This window comes from Sinorhizobium fredii USDA 205 (assembly GCF_001461695.1).
GTDB lineage: Bacteria > Pseudomonadota > Alphaproteobacteria > Rhizobiales > Rhizobiaceae > Sinorhizobium > Sinorhizobium fredii.
In genome coordinates this window covers 38,322-58,577 of sequence record NZ_AUTC01000132.1, presented here as the reverse complement: position 1 = coordinate 58,577, position 20,256 = coordinate 38,322, and the positions used below count along the sequence as shown (strand labels likewise).

General features: G+C 63.3%; 16 protein-coding genes and 1 riboswitch. Of the genes, 10 read left to right on the top strand and 6 right to left on the bottom strand.

The window, feature by feature from the left end; translation table 11 throughout:
* Positions 1–3: 3 nt before the first annotated feature.
* From N181_RS13980 to N181_RS13960, 5 genes are read left to right on the top strand one after another with little or no spacing between them, the layout of a single operon-like run.
* Positions 4–1,656 (top strand): hydantoinase B/oxoprolinase family protein, encoded by a 1,653-nt coding sequence (locus N181_RS13980; RefSeq protein ID WP_060563446.1) that lies wholly within the window; start codon positions 4–6, stop codon positions 1,654–1,656.
* 12 nt (positions 1,657–1,668) lie between these two features.
* The gene (locus N181_RS13975; RefSeq protein ID WP_037433083.1) at positions 1,669–2,880 is read left to right on the top strand and encodes an aminotransferase class I/II-fold pyridoxal phosphate-dependent enzyme; all 1,212 of its coding nucleotides are present in this window, start codon (positions 1,669–1,671) and stop codon (positions 2,878–2,880) included.
* A gap of 13 nt (positions 2,881–2,893) precedes the next feature.
* Complete coding sequence (locus N181_RS13970; protein ID WP_037433080.1) at positions 2,894–3,706, top strand: NAD-dependent epimerase/dehydratase family protein; 813 nt, start codon at positions 2,894–2,896, stop codon at positions 3,704–3,706.
* Between the two features lie 9 nt (positions 3,707–3,715).
* Positions 3,716–4,909, top strand: coding sequence for an NAD(P)/FAD-dependent oxidoreductase (locus N181_RS13965; RefSeq protein ID WP_037399310.1), 1,194 nt, complete (start codon positions 3,716–3,718; stop codon positions 4,907–4,909).
* Between the two features lie 30 nt (positions 4,910–4,939).
* On the top strand, positions 4,940–6,625 hold the full coding sequence (locus N181_RS13960; RefSeq protein WP_037433077.1) for a thiamine pyrophosphate-binding protein: 1,686 nt from the start codon (positions 4,940–4,942) through the stop codon (positions 6,623–6,625).
* A gap of 117 nt (positions 6,626–6,742) precedes the next feature.
* Here the strand turns inward: N181_RS13960 and N181_RS13955 are convergent, their stop codons facing one another.
* Together N181_RS13955 and ydiJ are read right to left on the bottom strand one after the other, a co-directional pair.
* Positions 6,743–7,471: a FadR/GntR family transcriptional regulator gene (locus N181_RS13955; protein WP_037399305.1), complete on the bottom strand. Its 729-nt coding sequence runs from the start codon at positions 7,469–7,471 to the stop codon at positions 6,743–6,745.
* A gap of 46 nt (positions 7,472–7,517) precedes the next feature.
* Positions 7,518–10,592, bottom strand: coding sequence for a D-2-hydroxyglutarate dehydrogenase YdiJ (ydiJ, locus tag N181_RS13950; protein ID WP_037433073.1), 3,075 nt, complete (start codon positions 10,590–10,592; stop codon positions 7,518–7,520).
* Between the two features lie 94 nt (positions 10,593–10,686).
* Here ydiJ and N181_RS13945 point away from each other — a divergent pair, with 94 nt between their 5' ends.
* Both N181_RS13945 and N181_RS13940 read left to right on the top strand, forming a co-directional pair.
* Positions 10,687–11,436, top strand: coding sequence for an SDR family NAD(P)-dependent oxidoreductase (locus N181_RS13945; RefSeq protein WP_037433071.1), 750 nt, complete (start codon positions 10,687–10,689; stop codon positions 11,434–11,436).
* Positions 11,429–12,169 (top strand): SDR family oxidoreductase, encoded by a 741-nt coding sequence (locus N181_RS13940; RefSeq protein ID WP_037433069.1) that lies wholly within the window; start codon positions 11,429–11,431, stop codon positions 12,167–12,169. Before N181_RS13945 ends, N181_RS13940 begins: the two co-directional genes overlap by 8 nt.
* Positions 12,170–12,394: 225 nt before the next feature.
* Here the strand turns inward: N181_RS13940 and N181_RS13935 are convergent, their stop codons facing one another.
* Positions 12,395–14,329, bottom strand: coding sequence for an adenylate/guanylate cyclase domain-containing protein (locus N181_RS13935; protein WP_037433066.1), 1,935 nt, complete (start codon positions 14,327–14,329; stop codon positions 12,395–12,397).
* A 396-nt stretch (positions 14,330–14,725) separates the two neighbouring features.
* Here N181_RS13935 and N181_RS13930 point away from each other — a divergent pair, with 396 nt between their 5' ends.
* Entirely contained in the window at positions 14,726–15,691 is a 966-nt protein-coding gene (locus N181_RS13930; RefSeq protein ID WP_081318995.1) for an MBL fold metallo-hydrolase, read from the top strand.
* Positions 15,692–15,739: 48 nt separating this feature from the next.
* Positions 15,740–16,015, top strand: coding sequence for a (2Fe-2S)-binding protein (locus tag N181_RS35530; protein WP_080577697.1), 276 nt, complete (start codon positions 15,740–15,742; stop codon positions 16,013–16,015).
* 458 nt (positions 16,016–16,473) lie between these two features.
* Here N181_RS35530 and N181_RS13915 read toward each other — a convergent pair whose 3' ends face one another.
* From N181_RS13915 to N181_RS13905, 3 genes are read right to left on the bottom strand one after another with little or no spacing between them, the layout of a single operon-like run.
* Positions 16,474–16,941 carry a cyclophilin-like fold protein gene (locus N181_RS13915; RefSeq protein WP_037433051.1) on the bottom strand — a complete coding sequence of 156 codons (468 nt, stop codon included), beginning with the start codon at positions 16,939–16,941 and terminating at the stop codon, positions 16,474–16,476.
* Positions 16,942–16,952: 11 nt separating this feature from the next.
* On the bottom strand, positions 16,953–17,699 hold the full coding sequence (locus N181_RS13910) for an SDR family oxidoreductase (RefSeq protein WP_037433048.1): 747 nt from the start codon (positions 17,697–17,699) through the stop codon (positions 16,953–16,955).
* Between the two features lie 27 nt (positions 17,700–17,726).
* Complete coding sequence (locus N181_RS13905; RefSeq protein WP_037433045.1) at positions 17,727–18,914, bottom strand: MFS transporter; 1,188 nt, start codon at positions 18,912–18,914, stop codon at positions 17,727–17,729.
* A 96-nt stretch (positions 18,915–19,010) separates the two neighbouring features.
* On the opposite strand from N181_RS13905, the gene N181_RS13900 reads away from it, so the two are divergent.
* Entirely contained in the window at positions 19,011–19,907 is an 897-nt protein-coding gene (locus tag N181_RS13900) for a LysR family transcriptional regulator (protein WP_037433042.1), read from the top strand.
* 157 nt (positions 19,908–20,064) lie between these two features.
* A riboswitch (TPP riboswitch) is annotated at positions 20,065–20,176 on the top strand.
* Positions 20,177–20,256 lie beyond the last annotated feature (80 nt).

Genomic DNA, 20,256 nt, shown 5'->3' with positions numbered 1-20,256 from the left:
ACCATGAGTGAAACCCTAATCGACATCCACATGCAGGTGATGTGGAACCGGCTGATCTCCGTCGTCGAGGAGCAGGCGCAAACCCTGATCCGCACCGCGTTTTCGACCAGCGTGCGCGAGGCCGGCGACCTTTCGGCCGGTATCTTCGACCTCGAAGGGCGGATGCTCGCCCAGGCGGTCACCGGCACGCCGGGCCACGTCAACGCCATGGCCGAATCCGTCGCGCACTTCATCAACGACATCGGCCCGGAAAACATCTTCGAGGGTGATGTCTACATCACCAACGATCCCTGGAAGGGCACCGGACATCTCCACGACATCACCGTCGTCACGCCCTCCTTCCACCATGGCAAGCTGGTCGGCTATTTCGCCTCCACCGCGCATGTCGTCGATGTCGGCGGCCGCGGCTTCGGCCCGGATGCGCGCGAAGTCTACGAGGAAGGCCTGTTCATCCCGATCATGAAGTTCTTCGATCGGGGCGAGGTAAACCGCACGCTCATTCATATCGTCCGCAACAATGTCCGCGAAAACGACAAGGTGGTGGGCGATTTCTATGCGCTCGCCGCCTGCAACGAAACCGGCCATCGCCGCCTCGTCGACATGCTGACGGAATTCAACCTCGAAGACCTTGGCACGATCGGCTCATTCATTCTCAAGCACAGCCGCGAAGCGACGCTGGAACGGCTCAGAAACCTTCCGCACGGAAGCTGGTCCTACAGCCTCGACCTCGACGGCTACGACGAGCCGGTCCATCTCGCCGCGAAGCTGACGATTGGCGCCGACGGCGTGCTGGTGGATTTTGGCGGCACGTCAGCGATGAGCAAGTTTGGCATCAACGTGCCGCTCGTCTACGCCAAGGCCTATGCCTGCTATGGCATCAAATGCGTCGTTGCGCCGGAGATCCCGAACAACGCCGCCTCGCTGGCGCCCTTCGACGTCGTCGCACCTGAAGGCTGCATTCTCAATGCCAAGCGGCCGGCGCCCGTGGCGGTGCGCCATGTGCTCGGCCATTTCGTGCCCGACCTTGTGCTCGGGGCACTCCACCAGGCGCTGCCCGGCAAGGTCCCGGCCGAGGGCGCAAGTGCGCTGTGGAACCTGCACATGAGCGTGCGCCCGGTCTCCGACGAGATCGGTGGCAAAGGTGCTGAAATCCTGATGTTCAATTCCGGTGGCACCGGCGCCCGCCCGTCGCTCGACGGCCTCAACGCCACGGCCTTTCCGAGCGGCGTCCATACGATGCCGATCGAAGCGACGGAGAATGTCGGCCCGATCATTGTCTGGCGCAAGGAGCTGCGCGAAGGCTCCGGCGGCGCCGGCGAGCAGCGCGGCGGCCTCGGCCAGGTGATCGAAATCGCCGCCGCCGAAGGCTACGCCTTCCGCTTTTCCGCGATGTTCGACCGGCTTGGCCATCTGGCACTGGGCCGCGATGGCGGGGGCGACGGTGCGGCCGGCTCTGTGTCGCTCGACGACGGCACCACGCTCAAGGGCAAGGGCCTGCAGTTCGTGCCGGCGGGTCGTAAGCTCGTCCTTCAGCTCCCCGGCGGCGGGGGCTATGGGGACACGGCCAAGCGCCCGGCGGCGGCGATCGATGCCGATATCGCCAATGGCTACATCTCGCCGGATCAGGCGGCCGCCGACTACGGCAGAAAGAATTAGGACGGGCACGCAATGAGCATCATGAAATTCGAAAGCTTCCGGGCCGGCAGCATCAAATCATCTCCCTCCATGGCCGTGTCATTGGCCGCCAAGGCGATGCGGGCAAAAGGCGAAAGCGTCGTCGATCTTTCGCTCGGCGAGCCGGATTTCGAGACGCCGGGCTTCATCATCGAGGCGGCGATCGCGGCGATGCGCGGCGGCAAGACCCGCTACACCGGTCCGGACGGCACGGAGGAACTGCGTGCGGCGATCGTCGGGAAGTTCAAGCGCGAGAACGGCCTCGACTTTGCGATGGACGAAATCTCCATCGGCAATGGCGCCAAGCAGATCCTGTTCAACGCCTTTCTCGGTACGCTCGAGCCGGGCGACGAGGTGATCGTCCCGGCGCCCTACTGGGTGTCCTATACGGATATCGTCATCCTGCACGGCGGTGTGCCCAAGACCATAGCCTGCGGCGTCGAGGACGATTTCAAGCTGACGCCGGAACGCCTCGAACGGGCGATCACGCCGAGGACGCGCTGGGTTCTGTTCAACTCGCCCTCGAACCCGACCGGCGCGATCTACACGAGCGCCGAACTCGCCGCGCTTGGTGAGGTGCTTGAGCGCCATCCGCACGTGCTCGTCATGTCCGACGAGATCTACGAGCACATCGTTGCCGGCGACGTGCCCTTCACCTCCTTTGCGAACGCCTGCCCTCAATTGCGCGAGCGGACGCTGCTCATCAACGGCGTTTCCAAGGCCTATGCGATGACCGGCTGGCGGCTTGGCTATGCCGCCGGGCCGAAGAGCCTGACCAAGGTCCTGAACAAGATGCAGTCGCAGAGCACGACCTGCCCTGCGTCGATTTCCCAGGCCGCCGCCGTTGCCGCGCTCAACGGCCCGCAAGACTTCGTCGCGCAGGCCGTCGCCGAGTACAGGGCGCGCGGGGAACTGGTGACGCGGGGATTCAGCGCGATCCCCGGCCTCGAGGTTCGCGCGCCGGAGGGGGCTTTCTACCTCTTCCCCAAATGCGCCGGCCATATCGGCAAGACGGCGCCGGACGGAACAGTCATCGAGAACGACACTGCACTGGCTTCCTACCTGCTGACGGCCGGAAAGGTCGCGACCGTTCCCGGCGCCGCTTTCGGCATCGAGCCTTATATCCGTCTGTCTTTCGCGACGTCGCGGGAAAACCTGCTTATAGCCATCGAGCGCATCGGTGAAGCACTCACCAGGCTTCGCTAACGAGGGAAATACCATGTCTGACTATCAAAGAGTGTTGCTTACCGGTGCTGCCGGCGCCCTTGGATCCGAGCTTCGCAAGTCCGGAACCAGGCTTGGAAAAGTCGTCAGGCTCTCCGCCCGGAACCCTTGTGAGAATCTCGCTCCCCACGAAGAGGATTTTCCGCTCGACCTTTCTGATTTCGATGCGGTGTCCGCTGCCGTGAAGGACTGCGATGCCATCGTCCATATGGGCGGCCAGGCGCTCGAAGGGCCGTGGCAGACCATCCTCGATTCCAATATCGTCGGCGGCTACAACATATACGAGGCGGCCCGCCGCCATGGCGTCAAGCGCATCGTCTATGCGAGCTCCGTCCACGCGATCGGCTATTACGAGCGGACTCAGACGATCGACGGCAATGTGCCGACGCGGCCCGACAGCCTGTACGGCGTGTCGAAGACCTTCGTCGAAAATCTGGCGCGTTACTACTTCGACAAGTTCGGAATCGAGACGGTCTGTCTGCGCATCGGCTCGTCGTTCCCCGAGCCCACCGATCGTCGCCACCTGATCACATGGCTCTCCTATCGCGACTGCCGCCAGCTGGTTGAAAAGTCGCTCTCGGCTCCCCGGGTCGGCTTCATGGTCGCCTATGGCATGTCCAACAATTCGGAGGCGTTCTGGGACAACCGCACTGCCGCCGTGCTCGGCTACAAGCCACAGGACAGCGCCGACGACTACCGCGACAAGGTCTTCGCCAAGACCACACAGGGTGACCCGAATGACCCGGCCGTGCGCTTTCAGGGCGGAAGCTTCTGTGCCGCCGGCCATTTCGAAGACGAGAACAAGTAAGGCGCCGCCATGCAGGCTTCCAAAACCTCCTATGATGTCGTCATCGTCGGCGGCGCCGTCGTCGGCAGTTCGACCGCCTACTTCCTGGCGACCAATCCCGATTTCACCGGCTCGGTTCTGGTGATCGAGAAGGACTGGACCTATCAGCGATGCGCAACGGCACTCTCGTCCAGTTCGATCCGGCATCAATTCTCCAACGCCATCAACGTGCAGGTCTCGCAGTTCGGAACCGAGTTCATCCGCGACTTCAAGAAGCATGTCGCCGTCGATGACGATACGCCGGAAATCGGCTTTCACGAGGCGGGCTATCTGTTCCTTGCCGGTGACGAACGCGGCGAGCAGGTATTGCGTCGCAACCACGAAACCCAGACCGCCTGCGGCGCGGAAGTGACGCTTCTCGATGTCGACGCACTCGGCCGACGCTTCCCCTGGCTCAATCTGGACGGATTGACCCTCGGCAGCACCGGCGAGCGCGGCGAAGGCTGGTTCGACAGCGTCGGGCTGATGCAGGGCTTCCGCAAGAAGGCGCGTTCGCTCGGCGTCGAGTATATCGAGGACGAGGTCGTCGCGGTGAACCGGCAGGATGACCGCATCGTCTCCGTGACGACGAGAAGCGGCCAGACGATCGGCTGTGGAACGATGGTCAACACTTCGGGCACCAACGGCAAGAAGGTCGCGCGCCTGGCCGGTCTCGACATCCCGGTCGAGCCGCGCCGCCGTTCGCTCTTCGTGGTGGATTGCCGGACGCCGCTTGAGGGTAAAGTGGGACTTACCATTGATCCGACCGGCGTCTTCTTCCGCCCGGAAGGCAAGTTCTACCTGATGGGCACCTATCCCAAGCACGATCCGGAAGTCGATCCGAACGATTTCGACGTCATGCACGACGAGTTCGACGAGGAGATCTGGCCGATCCTCGCCAATCGCGTGCCCGCCTTCGAGGCGTTGAAGGTCGTGAATAGCTGGGCCGGCCACTACGACTATTGCACGCTCGACCACAACGTCATCCTCGGGCCGCATACCGAGGTTCGCAACTTCCTCTTCGCCAACGGCTTTTCCGGCCATGGCCTGCAGCAGTCGCCGGCGATGGGCCGGGGCCTGAGCGAGCTCGTCACCTATGGCGGCTTCCGCACACTCGATCTTTCGCCCTTCGGCTACGAGCGGGTGGTCGCCAACAGGCCGTTCCTGGAAGACGCGGTCATCTGAAACAACCGGCCCACATTGGGGGATCAAGCTATGACAACCGGCAGCAAAGGCCGCAATGGCGGACAGGTTCTGATCGATGCCTTGCGCATTCACGGCGTCGAGCGCGCCTTCTGCGTTCCAGGTGAAAGCTATCTCGCGGCGCTTGATGCGCTGCATGATGCGAAGGACGATATCGAGCTCATCGTCTGCCGCCAGGAAGGCGGCGCCGCCTATATGGCGGAAGCCTACGGAAAACTGACCGGCAAGCCGGGCATCTGCTTCGTCACCCGCGGGCCCGGCGCCACCAATGCCTCGGTCGGCGTCCACACGGCTTTCCAGGATTCGACGCCGATGATCCTCTTCATCGGCCAGGTCGCACGCGATCAGGTGGAGCGCGAAGCGTTCCAGGAGGTCGATTACCGCCGGATGTTCGGGCAAATGGCGAAATGGGTGGTGCAGATAGACGACGCTGCCCGGATTCCCGAACTGGTGAGCCAGGCCTTCCACCGCGCCGTCAACGGCCGGCCCGGCCCGGTCGTCGTTGCGCTACCGGAAGACATGCTGACCGACTGCGTCGAAGTTATCGATGCGCCCGCCTACAAGGCAGTCGAGATGCACGCGGGACAGGCCCAACTGAATGAACTGCGGACCCGCCTTGAAGGGGCGGAACGGCCGATGGTCATCGTCGGCGGCGCCGGCTGGACGGCCGATGCGGTCGCCGACATCCGCGCCTTCAGCGAGGCGATGCGCTTGCCGGTCGCCGCCTCATTCCGCTGCCAGGACCTGTTCGACAACACGCATTCGAACTATGCCGGCGATCTCGGCCTTGCGGCCGGACCGAAGCTCATCCAGCGCATCAAGGACAGCGATCTCCTGATCGTCATCGGCGCCCGTCTCGGCGAGATGACCACCGGCGGCTACAGCCTCATCGACATACCTGTGCCGACGCAGACCCTCGTCCACGTCCATGCCGGCGCCGAGGAGCTTGGCCGCGTCTATCACGCCGACCTGCCGATCAACGCCAGCGCCGCCGCCTTCGCGCGGCAGGCGGCCGGACTGGCGCCGATCGGCGAGCCGCGATGGGACGAATGGACGCGTGGGGCCAATGCGGACTACCGCGAAAACCTCAACCACCCGGCCGTCCCTGGCCCAGTACAGATGGGTGACATCATGGAATGGTTGCGCGACCATCTCCCTGCCGATGCCATCTTGACCACTGGCGCCGGCAACTATTCCGCCTGGGCGCATCGTTTCTACCAGTACCGGACATTCCGGACCCAGCTTGGTCCGACCAATGGCTCGATGGGCTACGGCGTTCCGGCCGCGATCGCCGCGAAGCTCTCGGCGCCAGAACGCCCGGTGATCGCCTTTGCCGGCGACGGTTGTTTCCTGATGAACGGCCAGGAACTGGCGACCGCCACGCAGTATGACGCCCGGGTCATCATCCTGGTGATTAACAATGGCATGTACGGGACGATCCGCATGCATCAGGAGCGGCACTATCCGGGCCGCGTGTCCGGCACGCAACTGACCAACCCGGATTTTGCCGCGTTGGCGCGCGCCTATGGGCTGCACGGCGAAACCGTCGAGGCGACAGACGAGTTCGCGCCCGCCTTCAAGCGGGCCGAACAATCCGGCAAGCCGGCGCTGATCGAAGTGCGCATCGATCCGGAAGCCCTGACGCCGAAGATGAGCCTGAGCCAGATCCGCGAACAGGCGCTGGCAAAGGGTAGGTAAGCGTCCGTACCGGATCCGAATGATCATTGCGGCGGCCGCACGGTTTCGCGCGAAGCAGCAGCTTCGCTCTACCGCGGGGCGGCACCCCCCTCTGCCCCATCAGCAGAAGCGGAAAACTCACTCCTCCGCCACCGTTGCCGGCTCATCGAGCATGGCGCGGTAGCGGTTGAGGCTTTCTTCCAGATGCTGCGCCAGGGCGTTCTTCGCCCCTTTGACGTCACCCTGGGTGATCGCCGCGAGGATCGCGGCGTGCTCCTTGTTGATCTTCTTCAGATAGGCCTGATAGCCGCCGGCTGACTGGCGGTGCTTCAGCACCAGGTCGAGGCTGATCTCGCCTCTCACGGCCTCGAGAAATCGCGGAAAATGCGGGTTGCGCGTCGCCTTGGCGATCGCCAGATGAAAGTCGAAGTCCGCCTGTGCCTCGACCTCGGCGTCGGTCGTGTCCAGATTTTCCAGCTGGTCGTAAGCCCGCGCGATCTCGGCCAAGGCCTCCGGCGTCCGTCGTGATGCGGCAAGCGCCACCGACTGCAGTTCGACACCCAGCCGCAGCTCGAGGATCTGCATGGCGGAGCGAATATCGTCGATGCGGCTGATCTCGAAATTGAGCGTCTTTGCGTCCTTTTCGGTGACGAAGACGCCGGCGCCCTGGCGGGCGGTCACGCGCCCTCCCACCTTCAGCGAGGTCAGCGCTTCACGGATCACCGTCCGGCTGACGCCGAACTCCTCGCAGAGCTGCGCGCTTGAAGGAAGCTTGTCTCCGGGGCCGTAAAGGCCCGAGTCGATGCGCGAGGCGAGCTGCGCGACGACGATTTCGGCGAGATTGCCTCGTTGTGTGATGACGCTCACGTCTGGGCCTGATTCTTGCGGTTATTTCGGATCACAGCATCACATATCACATATCATGTGAGTTGTGGAAACCGCCGCGGATATCTTCACAGACCAGCGCTTTCAGCAGTTGCAGCGGATGCGGGAGACCCGGCGAGCCCATCAGCTTGACCTGCGAACGACAGGAATAGCCGGTGGCCATCGGGATGCGCCTCGGACCGGCGCCCTCGACCTTTTGCCGCCAGCTCAGCTTGTAGATGGTTTCAGACAGAGCGCGATTCTTGCGTTCGTGGCCGAACGTCCCCGCCATGCCGCAGCAGCCCGCGTCCTCGATCGTCAGCTTGAGGCCGAAGGCCTCGAAGATCGCGCCCCAGGACTTGACGCTGTCTGCCGCATTGGTCCGCTCGGTACAGTGCGGCAGCAGCACATATTGAGTCTCCGGCCTGTGGAGCTTGCGCACCGTGAGTTGGTCGAAGCACTCACCCAGCCATTCCTGCGGAAGCAACACCGTCGGCGTCTTTCCCGCCCCCAATGCGCCCGGGTATTCGCTGCGATAACAGAGCGTCATCGGCGGATCGAGACCGACGAGCGGCACGCCGCTTGCCGCCAGGCGGGAGAGCTGGCGGGCGTTGCGCTCGGCCGCCCGCTCGAAGGCGCCGAGATAGCCGTGGACGTGCAGGGCCTTGCCGTTGGGCTTCAACGGCGCGACGAAAGGCTTGAAGCCCAGGGCCAGAAGCAGATCGATGACGTCAAGGAGAAGCGCTGGCTCGAAGTACGAGGTGAAGCTGTCCTGGACGAGAACCAGGCTTCTTTCCTTCTCGGATGGGGAAAGCGCAGCCAGTTCCGCCGGCCGCGCGAGGGCGACACCGCGCCGGCGCAGCTCCGTCGGCAGGGACTGGCTTGAAAGGAGCGGCAGCGCCGTCAACCCCAGCTTCCCCATCAGCGCCTGGGCGGGCCGGCTGCCGGCGACCAGATTGTAGAGCCAGCCGACTTTCGCGATGACAGGCAGCAGGTGCTCGATGGAGGCGATCAGCGGATCCTTCAACGGCCGCAGATAACGGCCGTAATAAAGTTCGAGGAATTTCGAACGAAAGGCCGGAACATTGACCTTCACCGGACACTGGCCGGCGCAGGCCTTGCAGGCGAGACAGGTGTCCATCGCCTCGCGGACCTGATGGGAGAAGTCGCCGCCCTTCGTCCTGCCAAGGCTGGCGATCAGACGCGGAAGAAGCCCGCGCCAGGCGGGACGCTTGCGCAGCACCTCGGCCTCCGCCTTCAAATCGACGCCCCGCTCGGCCAGAAGCCGCAACCACTCGCGGATGAGCGAGGCCCGCCCCTTGGGCGAGAAGCGCCGGTCGCCGGTCCCCTTGAACGACGGGCACATGGCGGAATCGGTGTTGAAATCGAAGCATGCGCCATTGCCGTTGCAGTAGGCGGCGTTGTCGAAGGCCTGGCGAGTATCGGGATCGATCCGGCGGTCGAAGGCACCGCGCAAGGGCAGCTCGTCGATCCGCGTCAGCGCACCGTGACCGGGGGTGGCAATCTTTCCCGGATTGAGCTGGTTGTGCGGATCGAAGGCGGCCTTCAGCCGCTGCAGCTCTGGATAGAGCGGGCCGAAGAAATCCGGAGCATATTCCGAGCGGGCCCCCTTGCCATGCTCGCCCCAGAAGACGCCGCCATATTTCAGCGTCAACTTCGCGACCGCGTCGCTCACCCGGCGCACCAGCGGCTCCTGGCGCTCGTCGGTCAGGTCGAGGGCCGGCCGGACGTGGAGAACGCCGGCGTCGACATGGCCGAACATGCCGTAGTCGAGCCCCTCCGCATCGAGGAGCGCCCGGAACTCGGCGATATAGTCGGCAAGATGCTCCGGCGGCACGGCGGTGTCCTCGACAAAGGCGACGGGTCGGCGTGGCCCCTCGACATTACCGAGCAGCCCGACGGCACGCTTGCGCATCGCCCAGATCGCCTCGACATCGTGCTTGTTTCCCGCCACCGTAAATCCACGCCGCCCAGGCCTGCCGTCACCCGCCAGCGCCGATGTGACCTGATCGAGCTTCGCACACAACTCTTCCTCGTCATCCGCCAGGACTTCGACGATATTGATCCCTGCGACATCCCCGGCCCGATCGTGCGCGAAGAATTGCCCTACCTCCTCCCAGACGATGTCGCTTCGCGCCAGCGACAGGACCTTGGCGTCGATCGTTTCGACCGAGGCGACCTTCAACTCCGTCAGAAATCGGGCATCCCTGAGCGCCGCGTCGAAATCGTCGTAACGGATATTGATGAGCGCCGCGAAGCGCGGAATGGGCAAGAGATTAAGCTCCGCCTCGGCGATCATCGCCAGCGTCCCCTCGGCGCCGCAAAGCACGGAGTTCAGGTTGAGGCCACCATCCTCGGTGCGGAGATGGGCGAGATCGTAGCCGGTCAGGAAGCGGTTGAGCTTCGGGTAGGTCGCACCGATCAGATCCCGATTTTCCCGCTCGATCGCGTCAGCCAGCCGATGGACGTCGCCGACCCGGTCCGGCCGCTCGAGAACGGCCCGGAGCGCCTCGGGCGCAAGCGGTCGCGACAGCCATTCGGTGCCGTCCATGAGGACGGCGTTCAGTGCAAGAACGTGGTTGCTCGTCTTGCCGTAGATGCAGGAACCCTGGCCGCAGGCATCCGTGTTGATCATGCCGCCGATCGTGGCGCGGTTCGAGGTGGAGAGCTCCGGCGCGAAGAACAGGCCATGGGATTTCAACGCCTTGTTCAGCTGATCCTTGACGACACCGGCTTCGACGACCGCCGTTCGTCTGACCGGATCGATCGCGACAATCCGGTTCATATGGCGGGACATGTCGATGACGATGCCGTCGGTCAGGGACTGGCCGTTGGTGCCGGTTCCCCCTCCCCGCACGGCGAAGCAGACACCGCGAAACCGCGGCTCGGAGGCAAGGCTTGCGATCAGGACGAGGTCCGCCCGTTGCCGGGGAAACAGCACGGCCTGAGGACGAAGCTGATAGATCGAGTTATCGGTCGCAAAGACGGTGGTCGATCCGGCACTCACTTCTATATCGCCAGCAAACCTCGCGAGCCGTAGGGCGTCGAAATAATCCGTGTATAGGCGCCCCATCTTGGGTTCTACGGCCAACGCCGGTATCATCGCTTTTCCTCGAATGCGCGCTACTTACAACTTGGCATATGAGTGATATCATACTAGCTTGGCGATCAACAGTTCAAATTGCGAGGACGTACCAATGAAAGGACAAACAGCGGTCATCGTGGGCGGCGCTTCGGGTCTCGGCCTCACGACCGCGAAACTGATGGTCGAACGAGGTGCCGCGAAGATCGGCCTGATCGACAAGAACGAGGAGAGTCTCGCTGAAGCCACCAGAATCCTGGAAAGTCTCGGCGCCGAAGTCGCGACCGCCAGCGGCGATATTTCCGTGAGGGAGAGCGCCCACGCCGCCTTCGAGGAGCTCGCCGAGCGCCTGGGGCGCATCCATGCGCTCGTCAACAGCGCGGCGATCTATCCGCGCAAGCCAATTCTCGAGATCACCGACGCGGAATGGGATCTCGAAAATGCCATCAACGTCAAGGGCACCTATCACATGATGGTGGCCGCCGTGCTGCATATGCGGCGCTTCGTCAATGCGCCGGAAGTGACGGGCCGGATCGTCAACGTGACGTCGGTCGATGCCTTCAAGGCACATCCCCAGAATGCCCATTACGCGGCCACGAAAGCGGCCGTCGTCAGCCTGACCAAATCGTTTGCTCAGGAATGCGCGAAGGATCAGATCCTCGTCAATTCCGTGGCGCCGGCCGGCTTTGCGACCGATCGCGCCAAGGAACTCGGCTTCCTGCCGGAACTCGCCAAGGCGAGCGCGCTCGGCCGGGCCGCCGAGCCGGTCGAAATGGCCGAATGGATCCTCATGATGGCGAGCAGCCGCAACACCTATGCGACCGGCGAGAACGTCGTCATCAGCGGAGGGTACATCTATGTCTGACGCCTACAGGACGGCGCTCGTCACCGGCGTCACCAGCGGCATCGGCCGTGCCACTGTGCTGAAGCTCTGCGCCATGGGACTGACGGTGCTCGCCGTCGGGCGAAACGAGGAGGCGCTTGCCGCGCTTTCAAGGGAGTGCGGCGCGCTGCCGATAAAGGCCGATGTCCGCGACACGCGGGCGATCGCCGAGCAGATCGGCGATCGCGAGATCGACATTCTCGTCAACAATGCCGGCATTCTGTCGACCCGGGCGAGCTTCCAGGAGATCGATCCGGACGAGATCGACGCGATGATCGATATCAACCTGAAGGCACCGATGCACCTGACGCGCCTCCTGCTGCCGGGCATGGTGGCGCGCAAGCGAGGCCACCTGATCTATCTCGGTTCGAGCGGCGGCCAGGCCCCCTTCCCGTCGATGGGCGCCTACGGCCCCTCCAAGGCCGGGCTCAGCCTGTTCTGCGACAATCTCAGATGCGATCTTCTCGGCACCTCCGTCCGCGTCAGCGAAATCGTCCCCGGCCGCGTCCAGACGGACCTCTACAGGACGGCGCTCGGCCCCGACCAGGCCCGCGCGGCCCTCTATGACGGCTACCGGCCGATCCAGCCGGAGCATATCGCAAGCCTCATCGGAACCGTCATCGACCTGCCGGCCTTCGTCGACGTCGCTCGCATCGAGGTCTTCCCGACCGACCAGGCAACCGGCGGCGGATCGATGGTGACGTTTCAGGCCTGATGCAGGTTTTGAGCGATGTGTGACGAGACGCTACTCCTGGTCGATTGGCCCAGCAACGGTGAACGGATCCGAGCACTTCAGCGATAACGCGAACGGGCGCAGGCGAGGCGTCGGGCGCCACCCTTCTCGTCCATCGTGTTGCGGTACTCGATGCCGGCTAGTCTCAAAGCCGGCATAGCGGCGATCTCCATAAGCTTCGATGAAGGTGGGACATCGAAGCGGCGCTCAACATTGCGGGCCTTCCTGTTTGACGCGACCCGTTTCTCGAAGCAGTTCCCATATCTCAACCGTTCCAGCGCGGCCCTTTACCTTCACCGGACCGATCAGGCGGAAGACAAACAGGTCCTGAACTCGGTGATGGATTGCGGCACTTGTAAGGAGCGCGGTGCCAAATTCCTTGTTCAGTCCCTCCAGCCTCGAGGCGACATTGATCGTGTCGCCCATGGCCGTGTACTGTTGGCGCGCAATCGCACCGAAACTTCCGACAACCGCTTGGCCGCTGTGCAGGCCGAAGCGGGTAACCAGCTCGGGGCGGCCGTTGCTGCGGTTCTTCTCGTTCAGGCCGTCGACGGCAGCTTTCATGGCCAGCGCGCAGCAACAGCCATGCTCGACGTGATCCGCGTCAGGAATGGGTGCGTTCCACATGACGAAGACCGAGTCGCCAAGGTATTGGACGACGGTGCCGCCATGGCGCTCGGCGATCTGGTTCAAAAGTTCGAAGTAGGCCGACAGGATGTCGACGACGTCTTCGGGCGGGTGCTGTTCGGAAATCGTGGTGAAGTCGCGGATGTCGGTGAACAGGACGGTGACGTCCTGCCTTGCGGCCTTCGTGGAAGTGTCGGCCGGATCGACGATCCGGCGCACCACCTCTCGGGGAACATAGAGGGCAAACTGGGCGATGGCGTGCCGTGAGGCCGCCAAAGCGCCCGCCAACGTGTTGATCTCGCTGATCCAGGAGTGAGATGCAGTCTTTCCTGCAAAATCGAGGTCGCCGATCCGGCGCGCTTCACCCGCCAAGTGGTATAGGGACCGGCTGATCAGGCGGGAGAGAAGAAATGAAACGCCGAGCCCGGCGATCACGAAAGCTCCGGCGATCGTGAGGTTGCGCATAAGCTGTCTGTTGGCCTGGCTCACCAGATCCTGGAGGGGCACGACGATTGCGGCCGAACTGCCCTTGAACAGGCCCGAGAACGTGACCGGGGCGATCTGGACCAGGTAGGTCTCGCCGTCGAGATCGAAACGGGCTATTTCCCCGCTTGCATGGGTGGAATCATGGCGCAGGCGAACCACCGTTCCGACGGATTGGTCCAGACTGTTGTCGGCAACCGCATCAGCGCCACGACGCCCTAACCAGGTGCCCAGTATCCTGCCCATCATGGCCGGGTCGGAATGCGCCACAAGCCTGTCGCGCTCGTCGAGGATATAGCTGCGGGCGCGCGGCGATAGCTGCTGCGCATCGAGCAGGCGGCTGACGGTTTCGAGGTGGATGTTGATGCCGACCACCACTTGGTTGTCATCCTTCATGGGAACCGCCACGGTGAGGGTTGGGACCTTCAGTGTCCCCGTGACGTAAGGCCCTACCGATATCGGTTCCCCATGTCCGGCTACCGATCGGTACCATGGCCGTTGACGCGGATCGAATGTCGCATACTCGAACTTGCGCTCCCCGAGCGGGTCGGCTTTCGCATCGAGGAACGTCATGGTTGAGATGACATCGGCCGTCTCACGCTGCGCGATCGTCCTGGTGGCAAAGGCCGTTCCGTCCGGCGCGGAGAGGGCCGCCCGGACATGTGGATTTGCCGCATTGATCACCTGAAGGTACGAACCGTCCGGATAGCCGGCGTAGATGCTCGTCGCATTCGGGACGTTTCGAAGGACCTCGAGGAAGAATGCCCGCTTTTCTTCGAGGTCTTGTGGCGGACGGGACGTCAGTTGCGGAAGCGTCGAAGCGACCGCGACCGCCTCATATCCCCCGTGGAGGGTGTTCTTGTAGCCTTCGACCAGGTGCAGGCTCATCTGCCGCATCTGCTTTTCGCCCGCAAGGACGGCTGCTTCGCGTCCCTGGCTGAATGCCATCCAGATGAGCGGTATCGAGATGCATAGCAGCAGCGTCGCGACAAGCACGCTGAGATGCAATCTTAGGGGCTTCGACCAGTGCATGTGAAATCCAGCGGTGCCATTGCATGTTTCCTTAATCGTAGCCGACTTAAGGATAAAAACATGCAGCAATTCAAAGCGCTACAGCGTCCATTGCGCGTCTGAACAGACGCGTGGCGCGTAGGCGTGCCCGGCCAATGGGCGCAGCTTACGCTATTCGGATCAGCGCACCAGCCTTGGTTCAGAATGAGTTGAACTTAGCGCGGGGCACCATTCGGCGGGCGAGAGCGTCTGCTCCTTCATACCAGTCTCTTCACGACCAGATCCTTGCTGCGGTCCACTGAGAGCAGAGGCTGACCCTATCCTCAGGTGTAGCTCGCCCGCCAATACGCTTCAACATAGAGTCCGCGACGTGGCTCGTGACCGACACGTCTCGATCACGCAAAACAGGAGCGCATCATGTCGCAGGCAGAAACAAGACCCCGTACGATGGGTCAGCAGGAGACAAACATGAGCTTGGACACCTCACATCCCGGTAGACCGGGGCCCGAAGAGCTGGTTCCGTCGCGTTATGCGGTGCGGGTCGGCGAGATTGACGTGCTGGTGGTCAGCGATGGGGTGCTACCGCTCCCGACCGCGATGTTGGGGCACAACGTCGAGCCGGCAGCCCGGGCGGCCTGGCTGAAAGACATGTTCCTGCCGCCGGACGCTTTCGACTGGGCGCTGAACGTGGTCGTGGCGCGTAGCGGCGGGCAGACCATACTCATCGACGCCGGACTAGGATTGGACCCGGAATTGAACTTGCCGCGGGCCGGGCAGTTGGTCAAGCGACTGGAGGCCGCCGGCATCGATCTGGCATCCGTGACCGACGTGGTGCTTACCCACATGCACATGGATCACATTGGCGGGCTGCTCGTCGACGGGGTGAAGGACCGACTGCGTCCGGACCTGCGGATCCACGTGGCGGCTGCCGAGGTCAAATTCTGGGAGGCGCCCGATTTCTCCCACGTCTCCATGCCGCCGGGGTTCCCGGACGCGCTTCGGGCGGCCGCCAAGCGGTTCACGAAAGAATACCAGAGCCAGATGCGGCTGTTCGATGAGGAGTACGAGGTGGCGCCGGGAGTGGTCGTCTGTCGCACCGGCGGCCACACCCCGGGGCACAGCGTGGTCCGCATGGCGTCCGGCGGCGACCGGCTGATGTTCGCCGGCGACGCCGTGTTCGCGGTCGGGTTCGAACATCCCGACTGGCACAACGGTTTCGAACACGACCCCGAGGAGGCGGCCCGCGTTCGGGTCCGTCTTTTGCGCGAGCTGGCGGAGACCGGCGGACAGCTCGTGGCCACTCACCTGCCGTTCCCGTCCGTCGGCCGGGTGGCAGTCGACGGCGACGACTTTCGTTGGGTAGCGGCCTTCTGGGACTACTGACCGCTTATTGGGTCAGGCCGAATTATCCTAGAAAAGGACCATCACGCCATGATCGTCTGTTCGTGCAATGTGTTGAGCGATCACGATGTCCGCTCCGCCGTCGAGGCAGAGGCGCTGCGCTCGACCAGCCAGGTCTATGGATGTCTCGGCTGCAGCGCCCAGTGCGGCCGCTGCGCGCGAACCATCCGCCGCATCGTGGACGAGGCGCTCGGCAGCGCGCGGCATCCTGCAACGGCCGCGTGCGGTCCTCGCCACCCTGACTCGGCCGCCGCCGAGCGGCGTTCTGGGATTACTGACCGCTTGTCGGGGTTAGGGCCGAACTAGAATAAGATCTCGCCCATGGCGAGCTTTCTCAGCGCAACGGCGACATTCGCGACGAGCGCCTCCTTTTTTCGGGCCGCGATCCGGATAGCGGGTCCTGTTATCGCCGTTGCGCATGAAGACGTATCCCCGCGTCCGGTGAGGGTCCGGATATTGCCAGATCCAGTCGGCTGGCTTCGGATCGGCGTCGGGGCCGACATCGGCCAGTCAGATCGCCCCGGGCGGCGGATCGCTCCATCCACGCGCATGCTGGCCGAAAACGCCTTGCCACCCGTCAAAGCCGCCGCCGAGATCGGAGAGATCGGGAACCGGTCGTCGCGCACGCGGGCCTAATACTTGTGACGGGACGCCATGCGCCATGCACTGATGATGGGCGATTTGCTGTCATAGGCGAACGCGAGAGAGAAAGCCCCATGGCTCGAAGGAATGAAATCGAGCTCTTGAACCGGGAGACGTCACCGTCAGATGCGCTCGATGCGGACCGGATACTCGCCGCGCACCAGGAGCGGGTCGAAGCCGTCTTCGAAGCGGCCGAGCCGGATCAACCGGTCCCAGCGGTAGTCGGCGTAGAACAGCGCCAGGTTGCCCCATGGCTTGAAGTAGCAGAGGTCGCCGGGGCTCTCGTTCGCGAACGGACCGCTGGCTTCCTCCGTGAGTTTGCGCGGCAGATGGACGATCTTCTCGTTCTTGCCGTAGTCCTCAATCTTGAGATCCAGAGGCAGCATCGACGCCAGATCGCGCGCCGTTGGATTGTCGTAGAGCGATGCCGTCTGGGTCAGACCGTTGAAGGCTATCCTGATCCTGACGTCGGTCGGTTCCTGACTGGCCGGATCGCGTCCTTCCTGCCCCTTTGCCGCATGGGGCACTGCCGCGGCCGCCAAGGCTCCGAGAACCGTGCGACGCGTGAGATACGGAGAACTCTTCGCCATGCCTGATCTCCTCAGACCGATTGTGCGGTCGGTCGGAACAGGATTTCATTGATGTCGACATCGTCGGGCTCGTTCACCGCGAATGCGACGGTGCGGGCGAAGGTGTCAGCTCCGACCGCGATCTTGCTGACGACGTCCCTTGTGCCGGCCTGGATATCTTTCTCGCTGATGTGCTCGATAAGTTCGGTGCTGACGGCGCCGGGCGAAATGATCGTCGTACGAATATTGTAAGGCTTCACTTCCTTGCGCAGCCCCTCGGACAGGGCGCAGACGGCGAACTTGGTGGCGCAGTAGACGGTGGCGCCTGGATCGACCACATGGCCGTAGACGGAGGAGACGTTGATGATGTGCCCGGATTTCTGGGCCTTCATGTACGGCAATGCCGCAGCGATGCCATACAGCACGCCCTTGATGTTGACGTCGATCATGCGATCCCACTCGTCGATCTTCAGTCGTTCGAGTGGGGCAAGGGGCATCAGGCCGGCGTTGTTCAGCATCACGTCGATGCGGCCAAACTCCTGCACGGCGGTATCGACCAGGTTCTTGACCTGGCTCCGATCGGTGACGTCGGTTGGAACAGCCCGAGCCTTGTACCCTTTGGCCCTCAGCTCCGCGGCCAATGCCTCGATACGGTCGCTCCGCCGCGCGCCGAGGACGACCGAGGCGCCCCGCGCGGCGAGATGACCGGCCGTGGCCTCGCCAAGTCCGCTGCTTGCGCCAGTGATGACTACGACCTTGCTTTCGATTCCTTGAGGCATGACGATCTCCTATGTGAACCTCGAGGCTTAGGTGCGGGGGCTCGCGGCCGCGGAAAGCAGGGCCGATCCAGCCAGCAGGACGGCGGCGAGGAGGAAGGCGCTCCACCATCCAGCGATATCGAACAGCGCTCCGCCCGCGGAGGCGCCGCCGGCGATAGCCAACTGGATCAGTGCTACCTGCAATCCGCCGGCTGCTTCGAGATCGTCGGGAATGACCCTGGTCATCCAGGTATTCCAGGCCACCGGTATCGGCGCCGTGAAGAATCCCCACAGCACCAACAGAGCGGCAGTGACTGCCACGAAGGGGCCAACGGCGATCAGCAGAAGGGCGAGGATCGCCAGCACGGTCGGCAGTCCGACGAGCAGGGCGGCGAGATGTCGCCGGAGGACAAATCCGACGACGGACGTTCCAGCCAGGCCGCCGAGGCCCAGTCCAAGAAGCATGATCGAAAGCAGGTTCAACTCGACGTGCGTGACGCTTTCGAGAAACGGACGCAGGTAGATCGACAGCGAGTTCTGGCCAATGAAGGCGAGACTGGTCGCCGCCATTCCGATCGCGAATGTGCGGTTGCGCAGAAGCCCGAAGATACTGCGCACGGATACGGCTGCGGTTGCCGGCATCTTCGGTAGGGCGGCCAGTTGCCAAACCAGTGCGGCAAGGCCCACCGCCACCGTTAAAAGGAACGTGCCCCGCCATCCGATCAGCCCGCCGAGGAAACTGCCGAGCGGCGCAGCAAGGACGAGCGCGAAGGCGGTGCCGCCTTGAAGCAGGGCGATGGCCTTGGGCAGGTCGGGTCCCGATGCCAGGCGCGCCAGGATGGCGGTCGAGAGCGACCAGAAGCCGCCGATCGAGATGCCGACCAGTGCTCGTCCGACCAGAAAGACGACGAAGCTGGGCGCGAGGGCAACGGCCAGACTCGAGGCGACCAGCACCGCCGTATAGAGCAGGACGACCGTTTTCCGGTCGAGCCTGGTCAGGAGGGCATTGCCGAACAGGCTGGTGATGACGGCGAAGAACCCGGAAACGGTAATCGCCTGTCCGGCCTGACCTTCAGAGATGGCCAGGTCGTGGGCAATCGGAGTGAGGAGACTCACCGGCATGAACTCCAAGCCGACGAGGAGAAAGGTCAGCAGCGAGAGGCAGGCAACGGCAACCCATGGTGTCGTCGGCCTTTCTGCAGAAAGGGTCTCGCCCAGTGTCAGTCCGATGGCCATTCCGTGCTCTCCTGTCCGTTGCCAGACTAGATAGCTGGGTTGGTATTGGCCGACTAGCAGCTATAATCTGCATGTCTAGGTGAAGGAGATTCAACAATGCGACGTGACGAGTTCACTGAGATGCGAGCGTTCCTCGAGGTCGCACGGGAGCGGAGTTTTACGCGGGCGGCCGGCAAGCTGGGCGTCACCCGCTCCGCCCTCAGTCACACGATCAGAGCGCTTGAGGAACGGCTTGGCGTCCGTCTCCTCGCTCGGACAACGCGTGACGTCGCACCCACGGCGGCCGGCGATCGCCTCGTGGAGAGCATCGAACCTCATTTTGAAAGCATCGCCGCCGAAATCAGTGCGATCAGCGCCCTGCGCGACAAGCCCTCGGGCCATGTCCGTATCGTGTGTCCCGATGACGCCATCCAGTTGGTCTTTCGCCCCAGGCTGCCGGCGTTCCTGCGAGACTACCCAGAGATCAACGTGGAACTCATTGTCGACAATGGCTTAACGAATATCGTCGAACGCCAGTTCGACGCCGGCGTCCGGCTCGGTGAGGCGATTGCGCGCGACATGGTGGCGGTTCGCATCGGACCCGACGTCACCTATGCAGTGGTCGGATCACCTGATTATTTTGCGCGCTGTTCCGTGCCGAGAAACCCGCATGACCTGACCGACCATAATTGCGTCAACCTGCGGCTTCCGACGTCAGGCACGCTCTATGCTTGGGAGTTCGAGAAGAACGCACGCGAATTCAGCGTCCGGGTGGACGGCCAACTGACTTTAGATAGCATCAGACCAGCGATCGACGCGGCCCTCGACAGCGTAGGTTTGGCCTATGCGCCAAGGGACCTCATCCGATCGTACGTTGAGGGCGGTCGACTCCAGGAGGTCCTCCAGGATTGGTGCCCGACCTTTCAGGGCTATCATCTCTACTACACCAGCCGCCGCCAACTCTCACCGGCCTTTGGCGCCTTTGTCGGGGCTTTCCGATACCGATCTCGATAGACCATCCATCACACATCCGTCGAATTGGCCAACTGCAATGCGCGGTCCCAGGGCCGGACTTCCAACGCGCGGCATCCACCCGCCGTGCAGTCGCGACCTCGCGCCCATCCCATCCAAAAACAGTCTTGACGGCGCGGCGATTACAGTGACTATTGGCGTCATTCACCAGGGGGGTCCCGGCAAGGGGCTGAGATACTGCTAGAGCGCGCAGTGACCCGTTGAACCTGATCCAGTTCATACTGGCGTAGGGACGGTGCAGACGCTTGATGCCAGGATTCCATTTTCCCGCGATCCTCGGCGATGCGTCTTTTCATCCTTCCGGCTTCAGAACTGGGTCTCCAACGCGAAA

Excerpts from the sequence above, each read along its gene's own strand:
- N181_RS13980 (WP_060563446.1), top strand. The coding sequence starts at position 4 with ATGAGTGAAACCCTAATCGACATCCACATGCAGGTGATGTGGAACCGG.
- N181_RS13975 (WP_037433083.1), top strand. The coding sequence starts at position 1,669 with ATGAGCATCATGAAATTCGAAAGCTTCCGGGCCGGCAGCATCAAATCA.
- N181_RS13970 (WP_037433080.1), top strand. The coding sequence starts at position 2,894 with ATGTCTGACTATCAAAGAGTGTTGCTTACCGGTGCTGCCGGCGCCCTT.
- N181_RS13965 (WP_037399310.1), top strand. The coding sequence starts at position 3,716 with ATGCAGGCTTCCAAAACCTCCTATGATGTCGTCATCGTCGGCGGCGCC.
- N181_RS13960 (WP_037433077.1), top strand. The coding sequence starts at position 4,940 with ATGACAACCGGCAGCAAAGGCCGCAATGGCGGACAGGTTCTGATCGAT.
- ydiJ (WP_037433073.1), bottom strand. The coding sequence starts at position 10,592 with ATGATACCGGCGTTGGCCGTAGAACCCAAGATGGGGCGCCTATACACG.
- N181_RS13945 (WP_037433071.1), top strand. The coding sequence starts at position 10,687 with ATGAAAGGACAAACAGCGGTCATCGTGGGCGGCGCTTCGGGTCTCGGC.
- N181_RS13940 (WP_037433069.1), top strand. The coding sequence starts at position 11,429 with ATGTCTGACGCCTACAGGACGGCGCTCGTCACCGGCGTCACCAGCGGC.
- N181_RS13935 (WP_037433066.1), bottom strand. The coding sequence starts at position 14,329 with ATGCACTGGTCGAAGCCCCTAAGATTGCATCTCAGCGTGCTTGTCGCG.
- N181_RS13930 (WP_081318995.1), top strand. The coding sequence starts at position 14,726 with ATGTCGCAGGCAGAAACAAGACCCCGTACGATGGGTCAGCAGGAGACA.
- N181_RS35530 (WP_080577697.1), top strand. The coding sequence starts at position 15,740 with ATGATCGTCTGTTCGTGCAATGTGTTGAGCGATCACGATGTCCGCTCC.
- N181_RS13915 (WP_037433051.1), bottom strand. The coding sequence starts at position 16,941 with ATGGCGAAGAGTTCTCCGTATCTCACGCGTCGCACGGTTCTCGGAGCC.
- N181_RS13910 (WP_037433048.1), bottom strand. The coding sequence starts at position 17,699 with ATGCCTCAAGGAATCGAAAGCAAGGTCGTAGTCATCACTGGCGCAAGC.
- N181_RS13905 (WP_037433045.1), bottom strand. The coding sequence starts at position 18,914 with ATGGCCATCGGACTGACACTGGGCGAGACCCTTTCTGCAGAAAGGCCG.
- N181_RS13900 (WP_037433042.1), top strand. The coding sequence starts at position 19,011 with ATGCGACGTGACGAGTTCACTGAGATGCGAGCGTTCCTCGAGGTCGCA.